Below are 20,038 nucleotides of genomic sequence, written 5' to 3'. Positions count from 1 at the left end.
GGGCTAGGGTGTTCAGGCGAGTGCGTCGAGGTCCAGGTGCAGGTTATCGATCAACCGGGTGGTGCCCAGGAAAGCGGCAACCAGAATCACCAGATCACGATCCTCGGCCGTGGCCGGACGCAAGGTACGGGCGTGGCGGACTTCCAGATAATCAGGACGCAGGCCGGCAGTTTCCAGTTGCTTGACCTGCTCGGCCACCAGCACCGGGAAATCCCGCCGCCCCAGCCTGATCGCCTCGGCAATCTGGCTCAGGCTGCGATAGACCACGGGTGCCACCGCGCGTTGTTCAGGGCTGAGGAAGCCGTTGCGTGACGACAGCGCCAGGCCATCTTCGGCGCGAACGGTCGGCTCGCCGATGATCTGGATCGGCATGTTCAGGTCATGGACCAGCGCGCGGATCACCGCCAGTTGCTGGAAGTCCTTCTGGCCGAACACCGCAAGGTCAGGCTGGACCATGTTGAACAGTTTGCTGACCACCGTTGCCACGCCCTCGAAATGCCCCGGACGGCTGGCGCCGCACAGGCCTTCGGACAGTTGCGGGACACTGACCCGGGTCTGTCCGGCCATGCCGTCGGGGTACATTTCTTCGACGGTTGGAGCGAACAGCAGATGGCAGCCGGCCTGGAGCAGTTTTTCCTGATCGGCAGCCAAAGTGCGCGGGTATTTGTCCAGGTCTTCGCCGGCACCGAATTGCAGCGGGTTGACGAAAATGCTCGCCACCACGAAGTCGGCCCGCTGCGCCGCTTTGGTGATCAGCGCCATATGGCCGCTGTGCAGGTTGCCCATGGTCGGCACGAAAGCAATGCGTTTGCCTTCGCTGCGGGCGCGGGCCACGGCGGCCCGCAGTTCGCGTACGGTTTTGACGGTGTTCATGCAGAAAATCCGTGCTCGACGCCAGGGAAGGTCGCCGCTTTGACTTCGGCAACGTAGGCGCCCAGGGCGGCCTGGATGGTCGCTTGCCCGGCCATGAAGTTCTTCACGAACTTGGGTACGCGACCGGTGATCGACAAGCCGAGCATGTCATGCAGCACCAGTACCTGGCCGTCGGTGGCGCTGCCGGCGCCGATGCCGATGACCGGGATCTTCACCGCCTGGGTGATTTCCTCCGCCAGTTCGCTGGGCACGCATTCGAGCAGCAACATCGCGGCACCCGCCTGCTCCAGCGCGATCGCATCGGCGCGCATCTGACGGGCCTGGTTTTCATTGCGGCCCTGAACCTTGTAGCCACCGAGGATGTTCACCGCTTGGGGCGTCAAGCCCAGGTGTGCGCACACCGGGATGCCGCGTTCGGCCAGCAGGCGAATGGAATCGGCCAGCCACAACGCGCCTTCTACTTTCACCATGTGGGCGCCGGCCTGCATCAGCATGGCGCTGTTGGTCATGGTTTGTTCGAGGGTGGCGTAGGCCATGAATGGCAGGTCGGCAAGGATCAGTGCATCGGTGTTACCGCGTTTGACGGCGGCCACGTGATAGGCCATCTCGGCGGTGGTCACCGGCAGCGTGCTGTCGTGACCTTGCAGCACCATGCCGAGGGAATCGCCCACCAGCAGCACTTCGACACCGGCCTCATTGCAGGCGTGGGCGAAAGTTGCGTCATAGCAGGTCAGCATGGTGATTTTTTCACCTTTTTGCTTGAGACCTTGCAGCGTGGTCAGGGTAATAGCTGGCATGAAAAAGTCCTCATTAGGCGCCAGGGGATGTTCTCAATCGGTTTCCCTGACTGAGAACACCTCCTTGAACTACTGCGAGTAACGCGCATGATTCGTCATTTATACAGGCGCACCCTCTATGCGTGGTGCTTGTAAGGCCTGGATTGCGCCCTTTAGCGCCGCGTTGGCGGCGACGGGACGCCTATAGTCGTGAGGAGTACCCGGGAAGTCAATTGGATGTGTTACCGCCGGGTGTTACCGGGTTTACTGATGCGTTTCAGCGTGGGGGAGAGTCTCGAAAGTGACTGTAGGGTCCGAATCTTGTGGGAGCGAGCCTGCACGCGGTTGCGGTGTGTCAGTCGACATTTGCATTGGTTCAATCACCGCTGTCGCGAGCAGGCTCGCTCCCACAGGCTATCTACGTCAGTTGGAGGGCAAGCGTTCCAGGCCGACAAACGGGCACGCTGCAAGCAGGTCCTTGAGCAGCCTTCCATCGGCCAGGCGCAGGTCGGCGGGTGCCAGTTCTGCGAGGGGATAGAGTACGAAGGCCCGGGCGTGCATGTGGTAGTGAGGGACTTTCAGGCGGGGGTCGTCGATCAGGCGATCGCCGAACAGGAGAATGTCCAGGTCCAGGGTGCGCGGACCCCAGCGCTCCAGGCGTTCGCGACCTTGCCCGGTTTCGATGGCTTGCAGCGCATCGAGCAGGTCCAGCGGCGCCAGGCGACTGTCCAGCGCCGCGACCGCATTGGTGTAGCGTGGCTGGCCGGGCAGCAGGGAGTCGCTCTGGTAGAACGCTGACACGCCCGCCAGTTGCGTGTCGGGCAGTTGCGCCAGCGCCTGGACAGCGCTGCGCAATTGTTCGGCGGGCTCGGCGAGGTTGCTGCCCATGCCGATGTAGATGCGCTCCATCGATTACTCGTCCGAAGCGCTCGGGACACCGGCACGTTTACGCTTGGCGCCGCTGCTGCGACGACGCTTGCGCGGGCCGCTGGCACCGTCGTCCTTACCACTGAGTTCGCGGATCATGTCGCGGCGCTCGCTGTCGTTGGCGTCCTGGTAGTCAGTCCACCATTCACCGAGGCCATCGGTTTGTTCGCCGGCGCTTTCACGCAGTAGCAGGAAGTCGTAGCCAGCCCGGAAACGCGGGTTGTCCAGCAGCAGGTCGGCACGTTTGCCGCTGCGCCGTGGCAGGCGTTCCTGCATGTCCCAGATTTCGCGGATCGGCATCGTGAAGCGTTTCGGAATCGCGATGCGCTGGCACTGTTCGCTGATCAGCTCGTGGGCGGCTTCCTGCATGGCAGGGATTGGCGGCATGCCGCGCTCCTGCAGGCGCAGCACCCGGGCCGGGAGGGCAGGCCAGAGCAGTGCGGCAAACAGGAAGGCCGGGGTCACCGGTTTGTTCTGCTTGATGCGCAGATCGGTGTTGATCAACGCTTCGCTGATCAGGGTGTGGGTGTAGGTCGGGTTGTGCTCCAGCGCTTCGGCGCTGGCCGGGAACAGCGGGTCGAACAGTTGCAGGTCCACCAGCATTTCAAAGGTGTCCGCCGCGTTGCCCGACAGGAACAACTTGAGCACTTCCTCGAACAGACGGGCCGACGGGATTTCCCGCAGCATCGGCGCCAATTCGCGGATCGGCGTGGCGCTGTGTTTTTCGATGCCGAAATCCAGCTTGGCGGCGAAACGCACGGCTCGCAGCATGCGCACCGGGTCTTCCTGGTAACGCTGCTTGGGGTCGCCGATCAGGCGGATCAGGCGATTGCGGATGTCGTGTACGCCATTGGCGTAGTCGAGGATGCGTTCGCTGACCGGGTCGTAATACAGGGCGTTGATGGTGAAGTCGCGGCGTTGCGCGTCTTCTTCCAGCGTGCCGTAGACGTTATCGCGCAGGATGCGCCCGCTCTCGTTGCGCGAAGACTGGCTACTGTCTTCTTCTTCATCGTTTTGCGGGTGGTTGGCGCGAAATGTCGCCACTTCGATGATTTCGCGGCCGAAGTGGATGTGGACCAGCTTGAAGCGCCGGCCAATGATCCGTGCGTTGCGAAATTCGGCGCGGATCTGTTCCGGCGTGGCGCTGGTGGCGACGTCGAAATCCTTGGGCGTGATGTTGAGCAGCATGTCACGCACACATCCGCCCACCAGATAAGCCTGGTAGCCGGCGTTCTGCAGGCGTTCGACGATGTTCACCGCGTAACGGCTGAACTGGGCCTTTTGCAACGAATGCTGGCCACTGTTGAGCACTTCAGGAGTGCTGCGAATGTGTTGCGTACGACGCAAGGGAGAACGGAATGACTGGAACAGCTTCTTCAGCATGGGATGCACTGTTTGAAGGAATATTCGGCCAAAAACGAAGAGTGACCGCATGATGGGCGGGGATTCTAGCATTTAGTCGAGGGATGGTGTAGGACGGAGCAGTTTTGAGCTGCAAGCTTGAGCGACAAGCCTTGTAGGCTTTAAGGGAAGGGGAATGCCGGAAACCACAGGGGGAGCCGAAGCTCCCCCAGAATTAGTTGCGTGCTCTGTTTTTATTATTGATTTCGGGCTTCTTGTTTTTGTTGAGTGCCCGCGCCACGAGGTTTTCCCTGCGTGACACTCCCATTCGGGAGTCAAGAGCAAACGGATTGCTTTGGTCGCTGTGTTGCAGTGATCAATCGATCCAACCAGTTCAGGCACCTGTCTTGGGACAGTTTTATTGTTCTCGGCCTGGTTGTGGGGCAAGCCCCAAATACAACGCCTCTCCAAAAGAATCAGTTAGCTGCGCCTCTCGCCGTCTTGTTTTTATTGTGCGTGAGTCGATTCGTCTTATTTTTATTGTCGTTTACACGGTTTGTTATTGTTCTTGTACCAAAGCTATAGCAGGGTGCGTGCCAACTTTTGCGAACCCTAGCAAAGTCGGGGGGCTGGCGGGGTTGCTGGTTTTTTCGGGGCGAAAAAAAGCCGGGGTTTCGTTACCGTAAACCCCGGCTTCTGTTACGTGAAAAAGCTGAGGTAACAGTTTTTTCACAATGGGCGGTGTTACCCGCGCACCTCAGCTTTCGCTGGCGACCCCGGTCTTGCGGCGTGGGATACCCAGGCGCTGGCGGCGTTCCCACAGGCATTTGCGGCTAACCCCCAGCTTGCGCGCCAGTTCGGTCTCAGTCATGTGGTCCTGGTGTTCGAGGACGAAATGCTGGAAGTAATCTTCCAGGGACAAGTCTTCGGTAGGCTCGTGACTGGAGTTGTTGGCACCACCCTGTTGCGGGGCCAGGCCGATGAACTCGTCATCGTCCAGGTCACTGAGCTCGATGTCGATGCCTAGCAGGTCGGCCGAGATTTCCGGGCTCTCGCAGAGGATCACTGCTCGCTCTACCGCGTTTTCCAGCTCTCGAACGTTACCCGGCCAGGCGTAGTGACGGATGGCCTGTTCGGCATCCGGGGCGAACTTGAGATCGGTGCGGTTGACCCGCGCGCTCTGGCGGGCAAGGAAAGCATTGGCGATTTCGTTGACGTCGGCGCCACGCTCGCGCAGGGCCGGCAGCTTCAAGGCGATGACGTGCAAACGGTAATACAGGTCTTCACGGAACTGGCCGATCTTCGCCAGGCTCTTGAGATCGCGGTGCGTGGCCGCGATCAGGCGCACGTCGACTTTCTGCGACTGCACCGACCCGACCCGACGGATCTCGCCTTCCTGAAGCACCCGCAGCAAACGTGCCTGGGCTTCAAGGGGTAGTTCACCGATTTCATCGAGGAACAGCGTCCCGCCGTCCGCCGCTTCCACCAGCCCTGCGCGCCCGGCGCTGGCACCCGTGAACGCACCCTTTTCGTGACCGAACAGTTCGGACTCGATCAGGCTTTCCGGGATCGCCGCGCAGTTCACCGAAATCATCGGGGCCTTGGCCCGTCGGGACAGGTTATGCAGCGCCCGGGCTACCAGCTCCTTGCCGGTGCCGGACTCGCCCTGGACCAGGACATTGGAGTCGGTGGGCGCCACTTTGCGGATCTTGCTGTACAAGTCCTGCATGGGCGGGCAGGAGCCGATGATGCCGATTTCGCCGTTATGGTTGCCGGCGCCACCTTTGGCGGAGGCTGTCGCCTTGCTCGCCGGTTCCGGCGCATGGCTGGCCGCCGTCTGTCGGTCGCGCAGGATGCGGGCCACGGCCTGGAGCATCTCGTCGTGGTCAAACGGCTTGGCGATGTAGTCCACCGCGCCCATTTTCATGGAGTCCACCGCCGAGCGCAGGCTGGCGTAACTGGTCATGATCAGCACCGGCGTGCCCTGGCCGAGCTTGATCAGTTCGGTGCCGGGGGCGCCAGGCAAGCGCAGGTCGCTGACGATCAGGTCAAACGTTGGAATGCTGAAACGTTCTTGTGCTTCCTGCACTGAACCGGCTTCGCTGACCTGGTACTGATTGCGTTCCAGCAGGCGGCGCAAGGCGGAGCGGATAATTGTTTCGTCTTCGACGATCAAAATGTGCGGCATTGATTCGATTCTCTCGACGGTCTCAGTTCACAGCGGACGTCGCTTCGACATGACGCGGCAAGGTCACCCGTATACGGGTGCCGCGTTGGCTTTGTACATCGGCCGGGCTGTCGATGGTGATTTGTCCATAATGCTCTTCAACGATGGAATAGACCAGTGCAAGGCCCAGACCGGTGCCTTCGCCCGGGTCCTTGGTGGTGAAGAAAGGTTCGAACAATCGGTCCATGATGTTCTGGGGGATACCGCTGCCTTCGTCTTCGACGATCAGGTCGATCGTGTGTTCGCTGGCTTCGCTCTTGACCCGCACCGCGCTGCCCGCAGGTGAGGCGTCGCGGGCGTTAGAGAGCAGGTTGATCAGTACCTGGGCGAGCCGCTGGGGATCGCCGTCGACCCAGTGATCCGGGTCGCACAGGTTGAAGAATTGCACCTCGAAATTGCGCCGGTTCAGGGCCAGCAGACCAATGGCGTCCTGGGCCACTTCGGCCAGACAGACGGGCTCGTCGTTGTGCTGGTGGCCGCCGGCATGGGCGAAGCTCATCAGTGACTGGACGATACGCGACACACGCTTGGTCTGTTCGAGGATCTGGCCGCTGATTTCCGTCAGTTCGCCGTCGTCCTCGCGCTCTTCGCGCAGGTTTTGCGCCAGGCAGGCGATGCCGGTGATCGGGTTGCCGATTTCGTGGGCCACCCCGGCGGCCAGCCGACCGATGCTTGCCAACCGTTCGGAGTGGACCAGCTTGTCTTCGAGCATCTGAGTATCGGTGAGGTCTTCCACCAGCAATACCAGGCCACTGTTACCCGGCGCCAGCGGCTCGTCGATCGCCGCCTTGTGCAGGTTCAACCAGCGAGTCTGGCCGTCGAGGGCCAGGTGCTGCTTGTGCAAATGCTCATCCGGCAGGTCGATGAAGCCTTGCAGCAGGCCTTTCCACGGCTCACTCAGGGTACTCAGGCGTGAACCGACCACGCGCTGGGCGGCGATTCCAGTCAGTTCCTCCATGGCCTTGTTCCACATCAGGATTTCCTGGTCCTTGGCCAGGGAGCACACGCCCATCGGCAGTTCCTGCAAGGTCTGGCGGTGATAACGGCGCAAGGCGTCCAGTTCGGCGGCCAGGCCGGTGAGGCGCGAGTGGTAGTCTTCCAGGCGGCTCTCGATGAAGTGGATGTCTTCAGTGACATAGTTCTCGCCGCCGGCCTTGTAGGGCAGGAACGTCTCGACCATGTCCTGGGCCACGCTGGGGCCCATCAGGCCGGACAGATTGGCTTCGATCCGGTCCCGCAGGCGACGCAGGGCATATGGACGGCGTTCATCGAAGGGCAGGTAGAGGTCGCGCAGGGCCTGTTCGACTTCTTTTTGCGCGGCCTTGGCGCCCAGGGGCTTGGCCAGTTGCGTGGCGAACTCCTGGGGTGAGGCGGCGTGCAGTTCCCGGCGCTGAGGGCGGCGAACGTTGTCCACCGCGCAGGCTTCGGCGGCGCTGGCCTCTTCGCTGCTGGCGTTGGTGAACAGTGAAATCAGGGTGAACATCAGCACGTTCGCCGCCAGCGAGGCGATGGCCGCCATGTGCCAACTGGTGTCGTCGAGCACGTAGATCATGTTCAGCAACGGGATATAGAAGCCCTGCATGTTGCCCAGCAGTGGCAACAGCATGGCGACCAGCCACACCAGGATCCCCGCGAGCAGACCGGCGATAAAACCACGGCGGTTGGCTGTTGGCCAATACAGCACCGACAGTACGCCGGGCAGGAACTGCAGGGTGGCGACGAACGCGACAATGCCGAGGTTGGCCAGGTCCTGTCCGTCGCCCAGCATCAGGTAAAAGCCGTAGCCGGCCATGATGATGGCGACGATCAGTGCGCGGCGGGTCCATTTCAGCCAGCGGTAGATATTGCCCTCGGCCGGCGGCTGGTAGAGCGGCAGCACCAGATGGTTGAGGGCCATGCCCGACAGCGCCAGCGTGGTAACGATGATCAGGCCACTGGCCGCCGACAGGCCACCGATGTAGGCCAGCAACGCCAGGGCCTTGCTGTTGGCGGCGATGCCGATACCGAGGGTGAAATACTCAGGATTGGTGCTGGCTCCCAACTTCAGTCCGGCCCACAGGATCAGCGGCACCGCCAGGCTCATCAGCAGCAGGAACAGCGGCAGGCCCCAGCTCGCGCTCACCAGCGAGCGCGGGTTGAGGTTTTCGGTAAAGGTCATGTGGTACATGTGCGGCATGACGATCGCTGACGCGAAGAACACCAGCAACAGCGTGCGCCACGGGCCTTCCTGCAGAGGTGTGTGCAGGGCGGCGAGGGCGGTCTGGTTCTGCAGCAGCCACAGCTCCAGTTGTTGCGGGCCATCGAATACGCCGTACAGGGCATAGAGGCCGACGCCGCCGATGGCGATCAGTTTGATCACCGATTCGAAGGCGATGGCGAACACCAGGCCTTCGTGTTTCTCCCGGGTGGCGATGTGGCGGGAACCGAAGAAAATCGTGAAGAGAATGATCAGCGCGCAGAAACTCAGTGCGACCCGGTGCTGCACCGGTTCGCGGGTGAGGATGCTGATGGAGTCGGCCACCGCCTGGATCTGCAGGGCCAGCAACGGCAATACGCCCACCAGCATGAAAATCGTGGTCAGCGCGCCGGCCCAGGTGCTGCGAAAGCGAAAGGCGAACAGGTCGGCCAGGGATGATAGCTGGTAGGTGCGGGTGATTTTCAGGATCGGGTAGAGCAGCACCGGTGCCAGCAGGAATGCCCCCGATACACCCAGGTAGCTGGACAGAAAACCGTAGCCGTACTGATAGGCCAGCCCGACCGTGCCATAGAACGCCCACGCGCTGGCATAGACGCCCAGCGACAGGGTGTAGGTCAGCGGGTGGCGGATGATCGCCCGGGGGATCATGCCCCGTTCGCTGATCCAGGCGACGCCGAACAGCACTGCCAGGTAGGCTGCGCTGATCAGGATCATCTGGGTCAGGCTAAAGCTCATCGGCATCTTTTTGGCTCTGCAGGATGAAGGTCACGACGATCAGGATCAGCCAAAGCAGATAGGGCCGATACCAGGCACCCGTGGCGTCGATCCACCAATCCATGATGGCCGGGGAGAACAGATAAATCCCCACTACCAGGAGCAGGACCAAGCGATAGATGTACATCCCGGCCTCTCTTTTTTAAACGCGTGCCCGAAAACGTGCGGCGATGGTAACGGATGGGGGCCAAGCTGCAAGCGCCGTCAACGTATTTGCGCCTCTGGCAGGGTCAAAGTGCGCGGTATCTTCCCCGCATCCCAATGGCGAATGCCCCAGTCCAGCAGGTCCCGGGGGCTGGCGTCGACCCGTTCGGGGCCTGGCTGTTGGCCCAGCGCGCGCAGTGCCCGCAACAACAATGGCGTGGCCTGATCGGCCGCCAGCGGTGGCGAGCGGTAGGACTTGCCGAGTTTATGCCCGTCCGGCTGGGTGATCAGCGGCACATGCAGGTAGCGCGGTTGTGGCAAGCCAAGCAGCTCTTGCAGGTACAGCTGACGTGGCGTGGAGTCCAGCAGGTCGGCACCGCGCACGATATCGGTGACCCCCTGCCAGGCGTCGTCCAGCACCACTGCCAGTTGATAAGCATAGAGCCCGTCGCGACGGCGAATCACGAAATCGCCGACCTCACGGCCCAGGTGCTGGCGGAACGGGCCTTGTACTCGGTCGTTGAAGTGATATGCCAGCTCAGGAACGCGCAGGCGGATGGCCGCGTCTTTGGTGTCGTGACCGGCGTTGCGGCACAGGCCCGGATAAATGCCCTGATACGGCTCCAGTTGTTTGCGCGAGCAGGTGCAGGCATAGGCCAGACCCTGGCTGAGCAGGCGATTGATGACCTGGTCGTAGGCCTCATGGCGCTCACTCTGACGGACCATCTCGCCGTCCCATTCAAACCCGTAGCTTTGCAGTGCCTTCAAGATTGCCGCTTGCGCGCCAGGCTCTTCCCGTGGTGGGTCAAGGTCCTCCATGCGCAGCAACCAGCGCCCGCCCGCGGCCCGGGCATCCAGATAGGACGCCAGCGCGGCGACCAGGGAGCCAAAGTGCAGGTGGCCGCTGGGTGTGGGGGCGAAGCGGCCGATGTAGGGGGTAGTGGCGGTCATAAAGCGAATGTTACTGGGTCCGGGCTGTTGGAATACATATCCTGCTGACGAAGCCACCCCTCTGTGGGAGCGAGCCTGCTCGCGATAGCGTCTTATCAGTGGGCATTGATGTGGCTGACCCACCGCTATCGCGAGCAGGCTCGCTCCCACAAGGGAACCGGGTGTGCGGGAAGTATCAGAAACAAAAAACGGAGCGTGTGAACGCTCCGTTTTTCGATGACAGCCCAGGCAATTTACTTGCCGACCTGTTTTTCCTTGATTTCCGCCAGGGTCTTGCAGTCGACACACATGTCGGCGGTCGGACGTGCTTCCAGCCGCTTGACGCCGATCTCGACGCCGCAGGACTCGCACCAACCGTATTCTTCGTCTTCGATCAGTTGCAACGTCTTGTCGATTTTCTTGATGAGCTTGCGCTCACGGTCGCGGGCGCGCAGTTCGAGGCTGAATTCTTCTTCCTGGCTGGCACGGTCGGCCGGGTCAGGGAAGTTCGCCGCTTCGTCTTTCATGTGATCCACAGTGCGGTCGACTTCCTGCATCAAGTCCTGTTTCCACTTGTTCAGGATCTTGGTGAAGTGCGCGCGCATGGGGGCGCCCATGTACTCTTCGCCAGCTTGCGGCACGTACGGCTCAAACCCGCTGAGCGACTGATTTTGATTCTGCTTTGCTTGGGTGGGCATGAATGGACCGCCTCTACTCTTGTAATCCACTACGCAGGATTGCTCCATCACCGACACCTGCCGGCCCTGCGGCTGCAAGCGGGCGAACTTACCAGATCAAATCGGGCCGCGCTACTCCCGGTTGTCGAGCCTGCGGTGGCCGGGGCTTGCAAAGCGTGGTCAAGTTCAGTCCGGTGGAGTGACAAACCTGCTCAATGCTTGATTCTAGTCAAGCCTGAGCCGATCGCTGGAGACATTTGCTGCAAGCGGCCGGGCCCTGAGTTCGTGCTCGCTTGCGCAGTTGTTTCTGGGTTGGCCGGAGAGTTAGGTAGAATCGGTTCTTTTTTACCAGAAGGAAGGCTAATGGCTCAGCCCTACAGTGCGCGTAGCCGCGCCATCGAACCTTTCCATGTGATGGCGCTCCTGGCCCGTGCCAATGAGCTGCAGGCCGCCGGGCACGATGTCATCCACCTGGAGATCGGCGAGCCGGACTTCACCACGGCTGAGCCGATCATCCAGGCCGGCCAGGCCGCGCTGGCGGCGGGAAAGACCCGTTACACGGCGGCCCGTGGCATCCCCGAGCTGCGCGAAGCCATCGCCGGTTTCTATGGGCAGCGCTACGGTGTGGACATAGACCCACGGCGCATCCTGGTCACGCCGGGCGGATCCGGCGCGTTGCTGCTGACCAGCGCGTTGCTGGTGGACCCGGGCAAGCACTGGCTGTTGGCGGACCCCGGTTACCCCTGCAATCGCCACTTTCTGCGGCTGGTGGAAGGTACGGCTCAATTGGTGCCGGTAGGCCCGGACGTGCGCTACCAGCTGACCCCGGACCTGGTGAACCGCTATTGGGACTCGAACAGCGTGGGTGCGCTGGTCGCGTCGCCGGCCAACCCGACCGGGACGATTCTCAGCCGGGACGAACTGGCCGGCCTGTCCAAGGCAATCAAGGGCCACAACGGTCACTTGGTGGTGGATGAGATCTATCACGGCCTGACTTATGGCACCGATGCCGCGAGCGTGCTGGAAGTCGACAACGAAGCTTTCGTCCTTAATAGCTTTTCCAAGTATTTCGGCATGACCGGCTGGCGACTGGGCTGGCTGGTGGCCCCTTCGGCGGCTGTTGGTGAGCTGGAGAAGCTGGCGCAGAACCTTTACATCAGTGCGCCGAGCATGGCCCAGTACGCGGCGTTGGCCTGTTTCGAACCGGCGACAATCGAGATATTCGAGCAGCGCCGGGCCGAGTTCGCGCTGCGGCGCGACTTTCTGCTACCGGCCTTGCGTGATCTGGGGTTCGGCATCGCAGTGGAGCCGGAAGGGGCGTTTTACCTGTATGCCGACATTAGTGCATTCGGCGGCGATGCTTTTGCGTTCTGCCAGCACTTTCTGGAGACCGAGCATGTGGCGTTCACGCCGGGGCTGGATTTCGGTCGCCATCAGGCTGGGCACCATGTGCGTTTCGCCTACACCCAGAGCTTGCCGCGGCTCCAGGAAGCGGTGGAGCGAATCGAGCGCGGACTGCGGAGTTGGCAAGGCTGATGCTTTTTTCACCTGCGCTGGAAGAAGGCCGGCTGATTCGACGTTATAAGCGTTTTCTTGCCGATATCGAGACCGTTCATGGCGAACTGCTGACGATTCATTGCCCCAACACCGGTTCGATGCTCAATTGCATGGCCGAAGGTGCGCGAGTCTGGTTCAGTCGTTCCAGCGACCCCAAGCGCAAATTGCCCGGCACCTGGGAAATAGGCGAAACCCCCCAGGGGCGGTTGGCCTGCATCAATACCGCGCGAGCCAACCCGCTAATCGAAGAGGCCCTGCGTGCCGGGGTCATCAGCGAGCTGAACGGTTTTACCGGGCTCAAGCGTGAAGTGGCTTACGGTCAGGAAAACAGTCGTATCGATTTCCGACTGGACTACGACGAAGGCTCTGCCTGGGTCGAAGTCAAAAGTGTCACGTTGGGTTTTGACGGCACGACCGTGGCGGCGTTTCCCGATGCGGTGACCCAGCGGGGAGCCAGGCATCTGCGCGAACTCGCTCACCTGGCCCGGGACGGCGTGCGGGCGGTGCAGTTGTATTGTGTCAACCTGAGCGGGATCGACGCCGTGCGCCCGGCACAGGAAATCGACCCGCTGTACGCGGCGGCGTTGCGCGACGCTGTGGCCGCGGGCGTGGAAGTGCTGGCCTACGGGGTGACGCTGACGCCCGAGCAAATGTGGGTGGATCGGCCGTTACCGGTGCTGCTCGACCCAGATGCCTTGCTCGTCCTCCCGGCTCTCTAACGCAGCCAGGGACTGCCCGGCGCAAGGGCCGGCGACGCATTCACCGCTTTCAATCAGAAACAGTGCGCCGTGGGTGGCGCACTGGATCAGGCTGGCGCTGGGGTCGAGAAACTCATTGGGCCGCCATTCCAGCGGTACGCCGCGGTGCGGGCAGCGGTTGAGATAGACATACACCTGGCCGGCGCGACGCACCGCCAGCAGCTTGCGCCCATCGAGGTCGAAACCGCGACTGCTGTTGTCGGGCAATTCGGCGCCGGTACAAAGAAACTTCATGTGGGTCTCTATGGTTATGAGTGGGCGAGTTTATGTGGGAGCGAGCCTGCTCGCGATAGCGGTCGATCAGCCAGCAGCAATGGGTCGACACACCGCTAATCGCGAGCAGGCTCGCTCCCACAGAGGCAACCCCCCAAAGGTTCGTGCTTGACGTCCAAATGAAAACAATTATCAAATGGCGCCTCCTTCGCAGGGGGCTGAGGATACTTTGCCTGCGGGGTTCATGCCCGGCCCTGTGAACATTTCTTCGAGGAAGCTGCCCGATGCGCCTGAATATCCGTGTTGTCACGCTCTGTGTTGTCATGTTGGCCAGCCAGGGCTTGGTGGCGGCTGAACTGCCGCAGCGCTGGGTCAGTGCCGGCGGGGCAGTGTCCGAATGGGTCAGCGCGCTGGGCGGTGAGTCGAAACTGGTGGGCGTGGACACCACCAGCCAGCATCCCGAAGCCTTGCGGGATTTACCCAGCATCGGTTATCAGCGACAACTTTCGGCCGAGGGGGTATTGAGCCTGCGTCCGCAGATCCTCGTAGGCACCGAAGAAATGGGGCCGCCACCGGTGCTGTCGCAGATCCGCAGCGCCGGGGTACAGGTTGAACTGTTCTCGGCCACGCCCGACCTGTCGACCCTTCAGGGCAATCTGCGGCACCTGGGTCAACTGCTGGGCGCCGAGGCCAAAGCCGCGCAGTTGTTCGACAGTTATCAACAGCAGCTCAGCCAACAGAAAGCTCGAGTGAGTAAAATCCAGCTTGAGCAACAGGCCCCCGGCGTGTTGCTGTTGGTCGCAAGCTCCGGCGGCAAGCCGATGGTCGCAGGCCTGGGCACCTCCGCCGATTGGCTGGTGCAGCAGGCCGGCGGTCACAACTTGGCGACACACCATGGTTACAAGGCATTTTCGGTGGAGAGCCTGGCCAGCCTGAATCCCGAAGTACTGGTGTTCGCCGATCGCGCGTTGAGTGGCGAAGAAGCGCGTGCGGCGTTGTTCAGGGAAAATCCGATTCTTTCCTCCACCCGTGCCGCCAGGGCCGGGCGCGTTATCGAGCTTGACCCGACACTGTTGGTCGGCGGGCTAGGCCCCCGGTTACCGCAAAGTCTGGTGAAGCTGACGGCCGGTTTTTACCCGACCGAACCGGCCAAGGCACCATGACCCCTCTGGTCAAACCGCGCACCTTGTTTATTGGCCTGGGCCTGTTGTGTCTGCTGGCGATCTGGCTGTCCCTGGCCCTGGGGCCGGTGAGTTTGCCGCTGTTCGATACCTTGCGCGCCGCGTTGCGCTTGATGGGCTTGCCAGTGGCCGCCGAAGGTCTGGAGCAGGCCGAACTGATCCTCGGTCAGATCCGTCTGCCACGCACCCTGCTGGGGCTGGCGGTGGGCGGGGTATTGGCATTATCGGGGGTGGCGATGCAGGGGCTGTTCCGCAACCCGTTGGCCGACCCGGGGCTGGTCGGGGTGTCCAGCGGTGCGGCGCTGGGCGCGGCGTTCGCCATTGTTGGCGGCTCGGCGCTGGGTGGCTTGCCCGAAGCGTTCGGCCCCTATGTGTTGTCGTTGTGTGCGTTCCTCGGCGGGCTTGGGGTTACGGCATTGGTTTATCGCCTCGGTCGGCGCAACGGCCAGACCCATGTCGCGACCATGCTCCTGGCCGGTATCGCCCTGACCGCGCTGTCCGGCTCGGCGGTGGGCTTGTTCACTTACCTGGCGGACGACGCGACCCTGCGCACCTTGACGTTCTGGAACCTGGGGAGCCTGAATGGTGCCAGCTATGCGCGGTTGTGGCCGCTGTTGCTGGTCAGCGTTGGCGTAGCACTGTGGCTGCCACGACGGGCCCGGGCACTCAATGCTCTGTTGCTGGGTGAATCCGAAGCCGCCCATTTGGGCGTTGATGTCGAAGGGCTCAAGCGTGAACTGGTGTTTTGCACGGCCCTGGGGGTTGGCGCGGCAGTGGCGGCGGCGGGCATGATCGGCTTTGTCGGGCTGGTAGTGCCGCATTTGGTACGGTTGATGGCCGGCCCCGATCATCGCGTTCTGTTGCCGGCTTCGGTGCTGGCGGGGGCGAGCCTGCTGCTGTTCGCCGATCTGGTGGCGCGTCTGGCGCTGGCTCCGGCGGAACTGCCGATCGGCATCGTCACGGCATTCATCGGGGCGCCGTTCTTCCTCTATTTATTGCTGCGAGGACGCGCCTGATGTTACGAGCGCAGAATCTGCACATCCAGCGGGGTCGCGAGGCCGTGTTGGCTGATGTCAATCTTGAGCTGCATCCCGGCCAGGTGCTGGGCGTGCTCGGGCCCAACGGTGCAGGTAAAAGTACTTTGCTGGCGGGGCTGTGCGGTCAATTGCCTCCTGCGCAGGGACAGGTCTGGCTCGATGATCGGCCTTTGTCCCTGTGGGACGGCGCCGAGCGTGCCCGCCGCCTGGCGGTATTGCCGCAATCATCGACCCTGGATTTTGCTTTCCGAGTCGAGGAAGTAGTCGGCATGGGGCGCCTGCCTCATCAGTGTGGTCGAGTGCGTGACGAGCAAATCGTTGCCTTGGCGTTGCACGCTGCAGACGCGGCGCATCTGCACGGTCGCAGTTACCTGGCGCTGTCGGGAGGCGAGCGTCAGCGGGTGCACCTGGCGCGGGTCTTGGCACAGTTGTGGCCAGGGGAAGCGGGGCAGACCCTGCTGCTCGACGAACCGACCTCGATGCTCGATCCACTCCACCAGCACACCATCCTGCAAGCGGTGCGTGAGTTTGCCGATCGCGGCGCGGCCGTATTGGTGATCCTGCATGACCTGAACCTGGCAGCGCGTTATTGTGATCGCCTGTTGTTGCTCGCGTCCGGCCGGCCGGTGGCCCTGGACACGCCGCAACAAGTGCTGCGCCCGGAACCGCTCAAAGCAGTGTTTGGCCTGGAAGTGCTGGTGCAACCCCATCCGGAGCGCGGACATCCATTGATCATCGCCCGCTGAGGGTTGCCTGAGGATGTAGACGTGCGCCTGATCCTGATTCTGGCATTGAGTGTGCTGACGGCCTGTCAGAGCACTGCGCCGCCCCCGGTCGACGGGCAGATCCTTGATTTGCACAGTGGCCGGGCCATCACGCCTCAAGCGTTGATCGAGCGTCTGGCACGGGCGCCGCGAGTGGTGGTCGGCGAGCAGCACGACAATCCGGATCACCACGCGCTGCAGCTATGGCTGCTTCAGGCCCTGGCCGCGCAACGGGCCCAGGGCAGCCTCCTGCTGGAAATGCTGACACCCCACCAGCAGCCTCGCGTTGATGCGGTCCGCCAGTTACCTGCCTTGCCAACTGATCTTCCCGGTGCCCTGGATTGGTCGCCGGGATGGGACTGGAGCCTGTATGGTCCGGTCGTGGAGTTTGCCCTGACGCAACGCTATCCGTTGTTGGCCGCCAATCTGGACGCCGCCGAGATCCAGCGCGTCTACCGGCAGGCGCCGGACTTGCGAGGCGCCCGTGCGAATGCGGCAAGTGTGAAGGATCAGTTGCTGGAGCAGATTCGCCAATCCCATTGCGGCCTGCTGCCCGAATCTCAGATGCCGGCGATGCTGGCTGTCCAGCAACAACGTGACCGACGCATGGCCGAACGTCTGCTGGCTGCGCCATTACCTGCGTTGTTGTTCGCCGGTGCCTGGCATGGACGAAAAGACGTCGGGGTGCCGCTGCATGTGCTGGACTTGGGGGCCAGTGAGGCGCCGATCGTCCTGATGCTGGCCGAGGAGGGCAGCGAGATGACATCGGTCATGGCAGATTACGTGTGGTACACCAAGGCCACTCCCCCTCAGGATTACTGCGCGCAGATGCGTGAACACAGCGCATTTCCTCCAGACAAAAAAAGACCCGACAAAAGTCGGGTCAAATAACCGTGATTAGCCTGATGAGGAGATATCTGAGAGTCCGAACCAAGGGCTTTTCAAATATCGACCAGTCTCGCGACCGGATGCGCTAATCATAGCGATTCTCATTACCATGTCAAACGTTGTTTTTGGGATTTGCCTAAATAACTTTCAAAGCGAAGGCCGTGTGGCGACAAACAAGGAGAATGGTCAGGCTTTGTGGCGCGTCGAAACGGCGTCCAATTGTTTGTTCAAGGCTTCCTTGCGTTCGGCGGGGATGTCATTCCAGTGCACATCCATCAATGCGCCCTCAATGGCATAGAGCAACACCTTCGAAGCCCGGAACCCGCGAGTGCGTACTGCGCGATAGGCATCAACCGCTCCGAGGCGACGCAGATCCGAGGCGCTGTGGATGCCCACGGCATGCAGCCACTGGGCTGATGTCTTGCCCAGGTTCTTCAGGTGTTGCAGTTCATCATTCATCGAACCTCCTTGCGACGGCCGACTGGTGCAGTGGGCAAGCTTCTCAGGAGTGTAGCGGTCAGTAGGAAAAACGTGATTCTTTGGTGGGATTTGAAGCAAAAGCTTCTAATGCATTACGCACGATAGGTGGGGGCGCGCGGCAAGATGCAGCGTCCAGCGCAGGCGGGGGCGCTGGAGATCAATTGGGTTGACGGCAGATTCGGCCCGATTCAGCGGGTGCGGTAGCGCAGCCGGGTGCCAAAGTTCATCGACATCAGAATTTCGTCGGCAGACAGTTCTGCCGGGAAATAGGCGCCCGATATTTGCGCATGGGCCAGGCTGGCACCTTCCAGGGACGACTTGCGAAAATCGATGCCGCGCAAATCCGCGGAGCGGAAGTAAGCGTCGGTGAAATCCACGTCGTCGGCATTGAGCTCTCGCAGATCCAGACCGCGAAAATCGCCGCCACGCATATCAACCGGGCCTTGTGGCCGTTCGTTGTTGAAACCGGCAATGTCGTCTTCGCGCAGCAAAGCATAAAGCGGGGTACTGAGAAGCTTGGGTAGGCTCATTTCATATCACCTGTTGGTTTTATGACGCCAGTATAGTGCCACTGTTTGGCGGCCGTGAAGGGTGGGCAGACTCCACGGCCGAAATAGTTTTTTACAGGCCTGGCAAGCGTTGACGAATCTGCGCGACCACGATGTCGAGCGTGCCGCTTTCATTGGTCTGGACCCGTTTGCTGCACAGGATTTCCGCAGGGGTGAGTGCTTCGCGGCTGGCCTGTTGGGCGGCGATAACGGCCAGATTTGCGTCGGACGGATCTGTCTGATCGGCCTGACGCTGCGCCAGCCTGCTCTCGATAACCGCTTGTGGCGCATTGCAATCGAGGATCAGGAACGGAGCGCCCGTGGCCTCGGCAACTTTCGCCGCAGCATCGCGCTGATCGTGTTTGAGGTACGTGGCGTCGATCACTGCTGGGAAGCCGGCATGCAGGATGACACTGGCGATTTCATGCAAGCGGGCATAAGTGGCGTCGCTGGCGCCGCTGCTATAGATGCCGGCTTGTGGATCATTGGGCACTTGCTGCTCACCAAACAGACGCTTGCGCTCAACGTCCGAGCGCAAGCGAATGGCGCCCAGGGCTTCCACCAGGCGCATCGCGACATGGCTTTTGCCAACGGCCGAAACGCCGTGGGTGATGGCCAGAAAGCGCGAGGGAATGGTGCTGTAGCTTTCGGCCAGGTTCGCGTAGTTGCGGTATTGGCGCAGGGTTGTGGCGCGCTGCACCGGGTCGGCTTCGGTCGGCATGCTGAACAGCGCGACCTTGGCGCGGACCAGGGCGCGGTAGGCTTTGTAGAAGTTCAGCAGCTCCAGGCCTTGATAGTCGCCGGTCAGCTCCAGGTATTGGCTGACGAAACGTCGCGCCAGCGACTTGAGGCCGCGGTCTTCCAGGTCCATCGCCAGGAATGCAGTGTCGGCATAGACATCGGTGAAGCGGAACGGCTCGTTGAACTCGATGCAGTCGAAAATCACTACCTTGCCATCGATCACCGTGGCATTGCCCAAGTGGATGTCACCGTGGCATTCGCGGATGAAACCTTCAGTCTTGCGTTGAGTGAACAGCGGTTTGAGGCGTTCGAAGCTGCTTTCGGCCCAGGCTTGCAGGGCTTCGAGCTGCAACAGGTCAGCCTTGTCACTGAGGAACGGACGAATCTGTTCGAAGTTCTGCCGCACCGGTGCCATAACGCTGTCGGGGGTGCCGGCGGCGTTTTCGGCAGGCACGGTGGGCGTAGAGAGATGGAAGCGGGCGATCTGCGCGGCCATTTCGTCAACGTGCGCGGTGGTCAGTTCGCCGTTGGCCTGGAGCGTGCTGAGCAGTTGGCTCTGGGGAAACTGACGCATCTTCAGGGCGTATTCGATGGCCGGACTTTCGCCACCCAGTTGCGGCACTTGCGGGGTGCCGGTAATCGGCATGACTTCCAGGTACAAATCCTGGGTCAGGCGCTGGTTCAAGCGCAGTTCTTCCCCGCAGAAATGCTTGCGTGCCTCGAGGCTGGTGAAATCAAGGAAGCCGAAATTGACCGGTTTTTTGAATTTGTAGGCATACGGCCCGGTGAGCAATACCCAGGAAATGTGGGTCTCGATGACCTGGAACCCTTCGACGGGATGCGGATAGAGGGCCGGGTTTTGCAGGGCAGCGATCAGGGACTGGCTCACGGGCGATCCTTCAGAGACTGGGAAAATTCAAGGCCGTCATTATGGCGGCAAGCCGCGTTAACGCAAACAGGAGGGGGCCGTTGTGTGGTCATGTTGAACCGCGGCAAAGTGCGTAT

At 61.7% G+C, this 20,038-nt stretch carries 19 protein-coding genes; 6 read left to right on the top strand and 13 right to left on the bottom strand.

Annotated features, from left to right (window positions below; genetic code table 11):
• Nucleotides 1-12: 12 nt before the first annotated feature.
• The 9 genes from panC to dksA all read right to left on the bottom strand — a co-directional run bounded on the left by panC (nucleotide 13) and on the right by dksA (nucleotide 10,887).
• Entirely contained in the window at nucleotides 13-873 is an 861-nt protein-coding gene (gene panC / locus CRX69_RS23330) for a pantoate--beta-alanine ligase (protein ID WP_047229850.1), read from the bottom strand.
• The gene (gene panB, locus CRX69_RS23325) at nucleotides 870-1,670 is read right to left on the bottom strand and encodes a 3-methyl-2-oxobutanoate hydroxymethyltransferase (RefSeq protein WP_047229849.1); all 801 of its coding nucleotides are present in this window, start codon (nucleotides 1,668-1,670) and stop codon (nucleotides 870-872) included. Before panB ends, panC begins: the two co-directional genes overlap by 4 nt.
• A gap of 402 nt (nucleotides 1,671-2,072) precedes the next feature.
• Nucleotides 2,073-2,558, bottom strand: a complete 486-nt coding sequence (gene folK / locus CRX69_RS23320) for a 2-amino-4-hydroxy-6-hydroxymethyldihydropteridine diphosphokinase (protein ID WP_107322948.1) — start codon at nucleotides 2,556-2,558, stop codon at nucleotides 2,073-2,075.
• A 3-nt stretch (nucleotides 2,559-2,561) separates the two neighbouring features.
• A complete protein-coding gene (locus CRX69_RS23315) occupies nucleotides 2,562-3,959 on the bottom strand; it encodes a polynucleotide adenylyltransferase PcnB (protein ID WP_047229847.1) in 1,398 nt (465 codons plus the stop codon).
• A gap of 715 nt (nucleotides 3,960-4,674) precedes the next feature.
• Nucleotides 4,675-6,105, bottom strand: a complete 1,431-nt coding sequence (locus CRX69_RS23310) for a sigma-54-dependent transcriptional regulator (RefSeq protein WP_047229846.1) — start codon at nucleotides 6,103-6,105, stop codon at nucleotides 4,675-4,677.
• A 22-nt stretch (nucleotides 6,106-6,127) separates the two neighbouring features.
• Complete coding sequence (locus CRX69_RS23305; protein ID WP_160893587.1) at nucleotides 6,128-9,082, bottom strand: sensor histidine kinase; 2,955 nt, start codon at nucleotides 9,080-9,082, stop codon at nucleotides 6,128-6,130.
• Entirely contained in the window at nucleotides 9,066-9,242 is a 177-nt protein-coding gene (locus CRX69_RS23300) for a hypothetical protein (RefSeq protein WP_003176118.1), read from the bottom strand. The genes CRX69_RS23305 and CRX69_RS23300 overlap by 17 nt, the downstream gene beginning before the upstream one ends.
• Nucleotides 9,243-9,319: 77 nt before the next feature.
• Nucleotides 9,320-10,210, bottom strand: a complete 891-nt coding sequence (gluQRS, locus tag CRX69_RS23295) for a tRNA glutamyl-Q(34) synthetase GluQRS (protein ID WP_107322946.1) — start codon at nucleotides 10,208-10,210, stop codon at nucleotides 9,320-9,322.
• Nucleotides 10,211-10,443: 233 nt separating this feature from the next.
• On the bottom strand, nucleotides 10,444-10,887 hold the full coding sequence (gene dksA, locus CRX69_RS23285) for an RNA polymerase-binding protein DksA (protein WP_047229844.1): 444 nt from the start codon (nucleotides 10,885-10,887) through the stop codon (nucleotides 10,444-10,446).
• A 342-nt stretch (nucleotides 10,888-11,229) separates the two neighbouring features.
• On the opposite strand from dksA, the gene CRX69_RS23280 reads away from it, so the two are divergent.
• Entirely contained in the window at nucleotides 11,230-12,402 is a 1,173-nt protein-coding gene (locus CRX69_RS23280; protein WP_047229843.1) for a pyridoxal phosphate-dependent aminotransferase, read from the top strand.
• Complete coding sequence (gene sfsA / locus CRX69_RS23275) at nucleotides 12,402-13,142, top strand: DNA/RNA nuclease SfsA (protein WP_107322945.1); 741 nt, start codon at nucleotides 12,402-12,404, stop codon at nucleotides 13,140-13,142. The genes CRX69_RS23280 and sfsA overlap by 1 nt, the downstream gene beginning before the upstream one ends.
• Here sfsA and CRX69_RS23270 read toward each other — a convergent pair.
• Entirely contained in the window at nucleotides 13,092-13,415 is a 324-nt protein-coding gene (locus CRX69_RS23270) for a Rieske (2Fe-2S) protein (RefSeq protein WP_107322944.1), read from the bottom strand. The two genes, sfsA and CRX69_RS23270, sit on opposite strands and share 51 nt — an antisense overlap.
• A gap of 263 nt (nucleotides 13,416-13,678) precedes the next feature.
• On the opposite strand from CRX69_RS23270, the gene CRX69_RS23265 reads away from it, so the two are divergent.
• From CRX69_RS23265 to CRX69_RS23250, 4 genes are read left to right on the top strand one after another with little or no spacing between them, the layout of a single operon-like run.
• Nucleotides 13,679-14,557: a heme/hemin ABC transporter substrate-binding protein gene (locus CRX69_RS23265; RefSeq protein ID WP_107322943.1), complete on the top strand. Its 879-nt coding sequence runs from the start codon at nucleotides 13,679-13,681 to the stop codon at nucleotides 14,555-14,557.
• Between the two features lie 50 nt (nucleotides 14,558-14,607).
• Nucleotides 14,608-15,591 carry a FecCD family ABC transporter permease gene (locus CRX69_RS23260; RefSeq protein ID WP_171061425.1) on the top strand — a complete coding sequence of 328 codons (984 nt, stop codon included), beginning with the start codon at nucleotides 14,608-14,610 and terminating at the stop codon, nucleotides 15,589-15,591.
• The gene (locus CRX69_RS23255; protein WP_107322941.1) at nucleotides 15,591-16,358 is read left to right on the top strand and encodes a heme ABC transporter ATP-binding protein; all 768 of its coding nucleotides are present in this window, start codon (nucleotides 15,591-15,593) and stop codon (nucleotides 16,356-16,358) included. Before CRX69_RS23260 ends, CRX69_RS23255 begins: the two co-directional genes overlap by 1 nt.
• 21 nt (nucleotides 16,359-16,379) lie before the next feature.
• The gene (locus tag CRX69_RS23250; RefSeq protein ID WP_107322940.1) at nucleotides 16,380-17,267 is read left to right on the top strand and encodes a ChaN family lipoprotein; all 888 of its coding nucleotides are present in this window, start codon (nucleotides 16,380-16,382) and stop codon (nucleotides 17,265-17,267) included.
• Between the two features lie 183 nt (nucleotides 17,268-17,450).
• Here the strand turns inward: CRX69_RS23250 and CRX69_RS23245 are convergent, their stop codons facing one another.
• The 3 genes from CRX69_RS23245 to CRX69_RS23235 all read right to left on the bottom strand — a co-directional run bounded on the left by CRX69_RS23245 (nucleotide 17,451) and on the right by CRX69_RS23235 (nucleotide 19,922).
• Entirely contained in the window at nucleotides 17,451-17,723 is a 273-nt protein-coding gene (locus CRX69_RS23245; protein ID WP_047229837.1) for a TfoX/Sxy family protein, read from the bottom strand.
• A 209-nt stretch (nucleotides 17,724-17,932) separates the two neighbouring features.
• Entirely contained in the window at nucleotides 17,933-18,274 is a 342-nt protein-coding gene (locus tag CRX69_RS23240; protein ID WP_047229836.1) for a pentapeptide repeat-containing protein, read from the bottom strand.
• Nucleotides 18,275-18,365: 91 nt separating this feature from the next.
• The gene (locus CRX69_RS23235; RefSeq protein WP_107322939.1) at nucleotides 18,366-19,922 is read right to left on the bottom strand and encodes a bifunctional aminoglycoside phosphotransferase/ATP-binding protein; all 1,557 of its coding nucleotides are present in this window, start codon (nucleotides 19,920-19,922) and stop codon (nucleotides 18,366-18,368) included.
• Between the last annotated feature and the right edge of the window lie 116 nt (nucleotides 19,923-20,038).

Origin of the sequence: Pseudomonas rhizophila (genome assembly GCF_003033885.1) — a bacterium.
In the GTDB taxonomy this organism is placed as follows: Bacteria; Pseudomonadota; Gammaproteobacteria; order Pseudomonadales; family Pseudomonadaceae; genus Aquipseudomonas; species Aquipseudomonas rhizophila.
The sequence above is the reverse complement of the archived record's forward strand: the minus strand, read 5'-3'. Positions and strand labels throughout refer to the sequence as shown.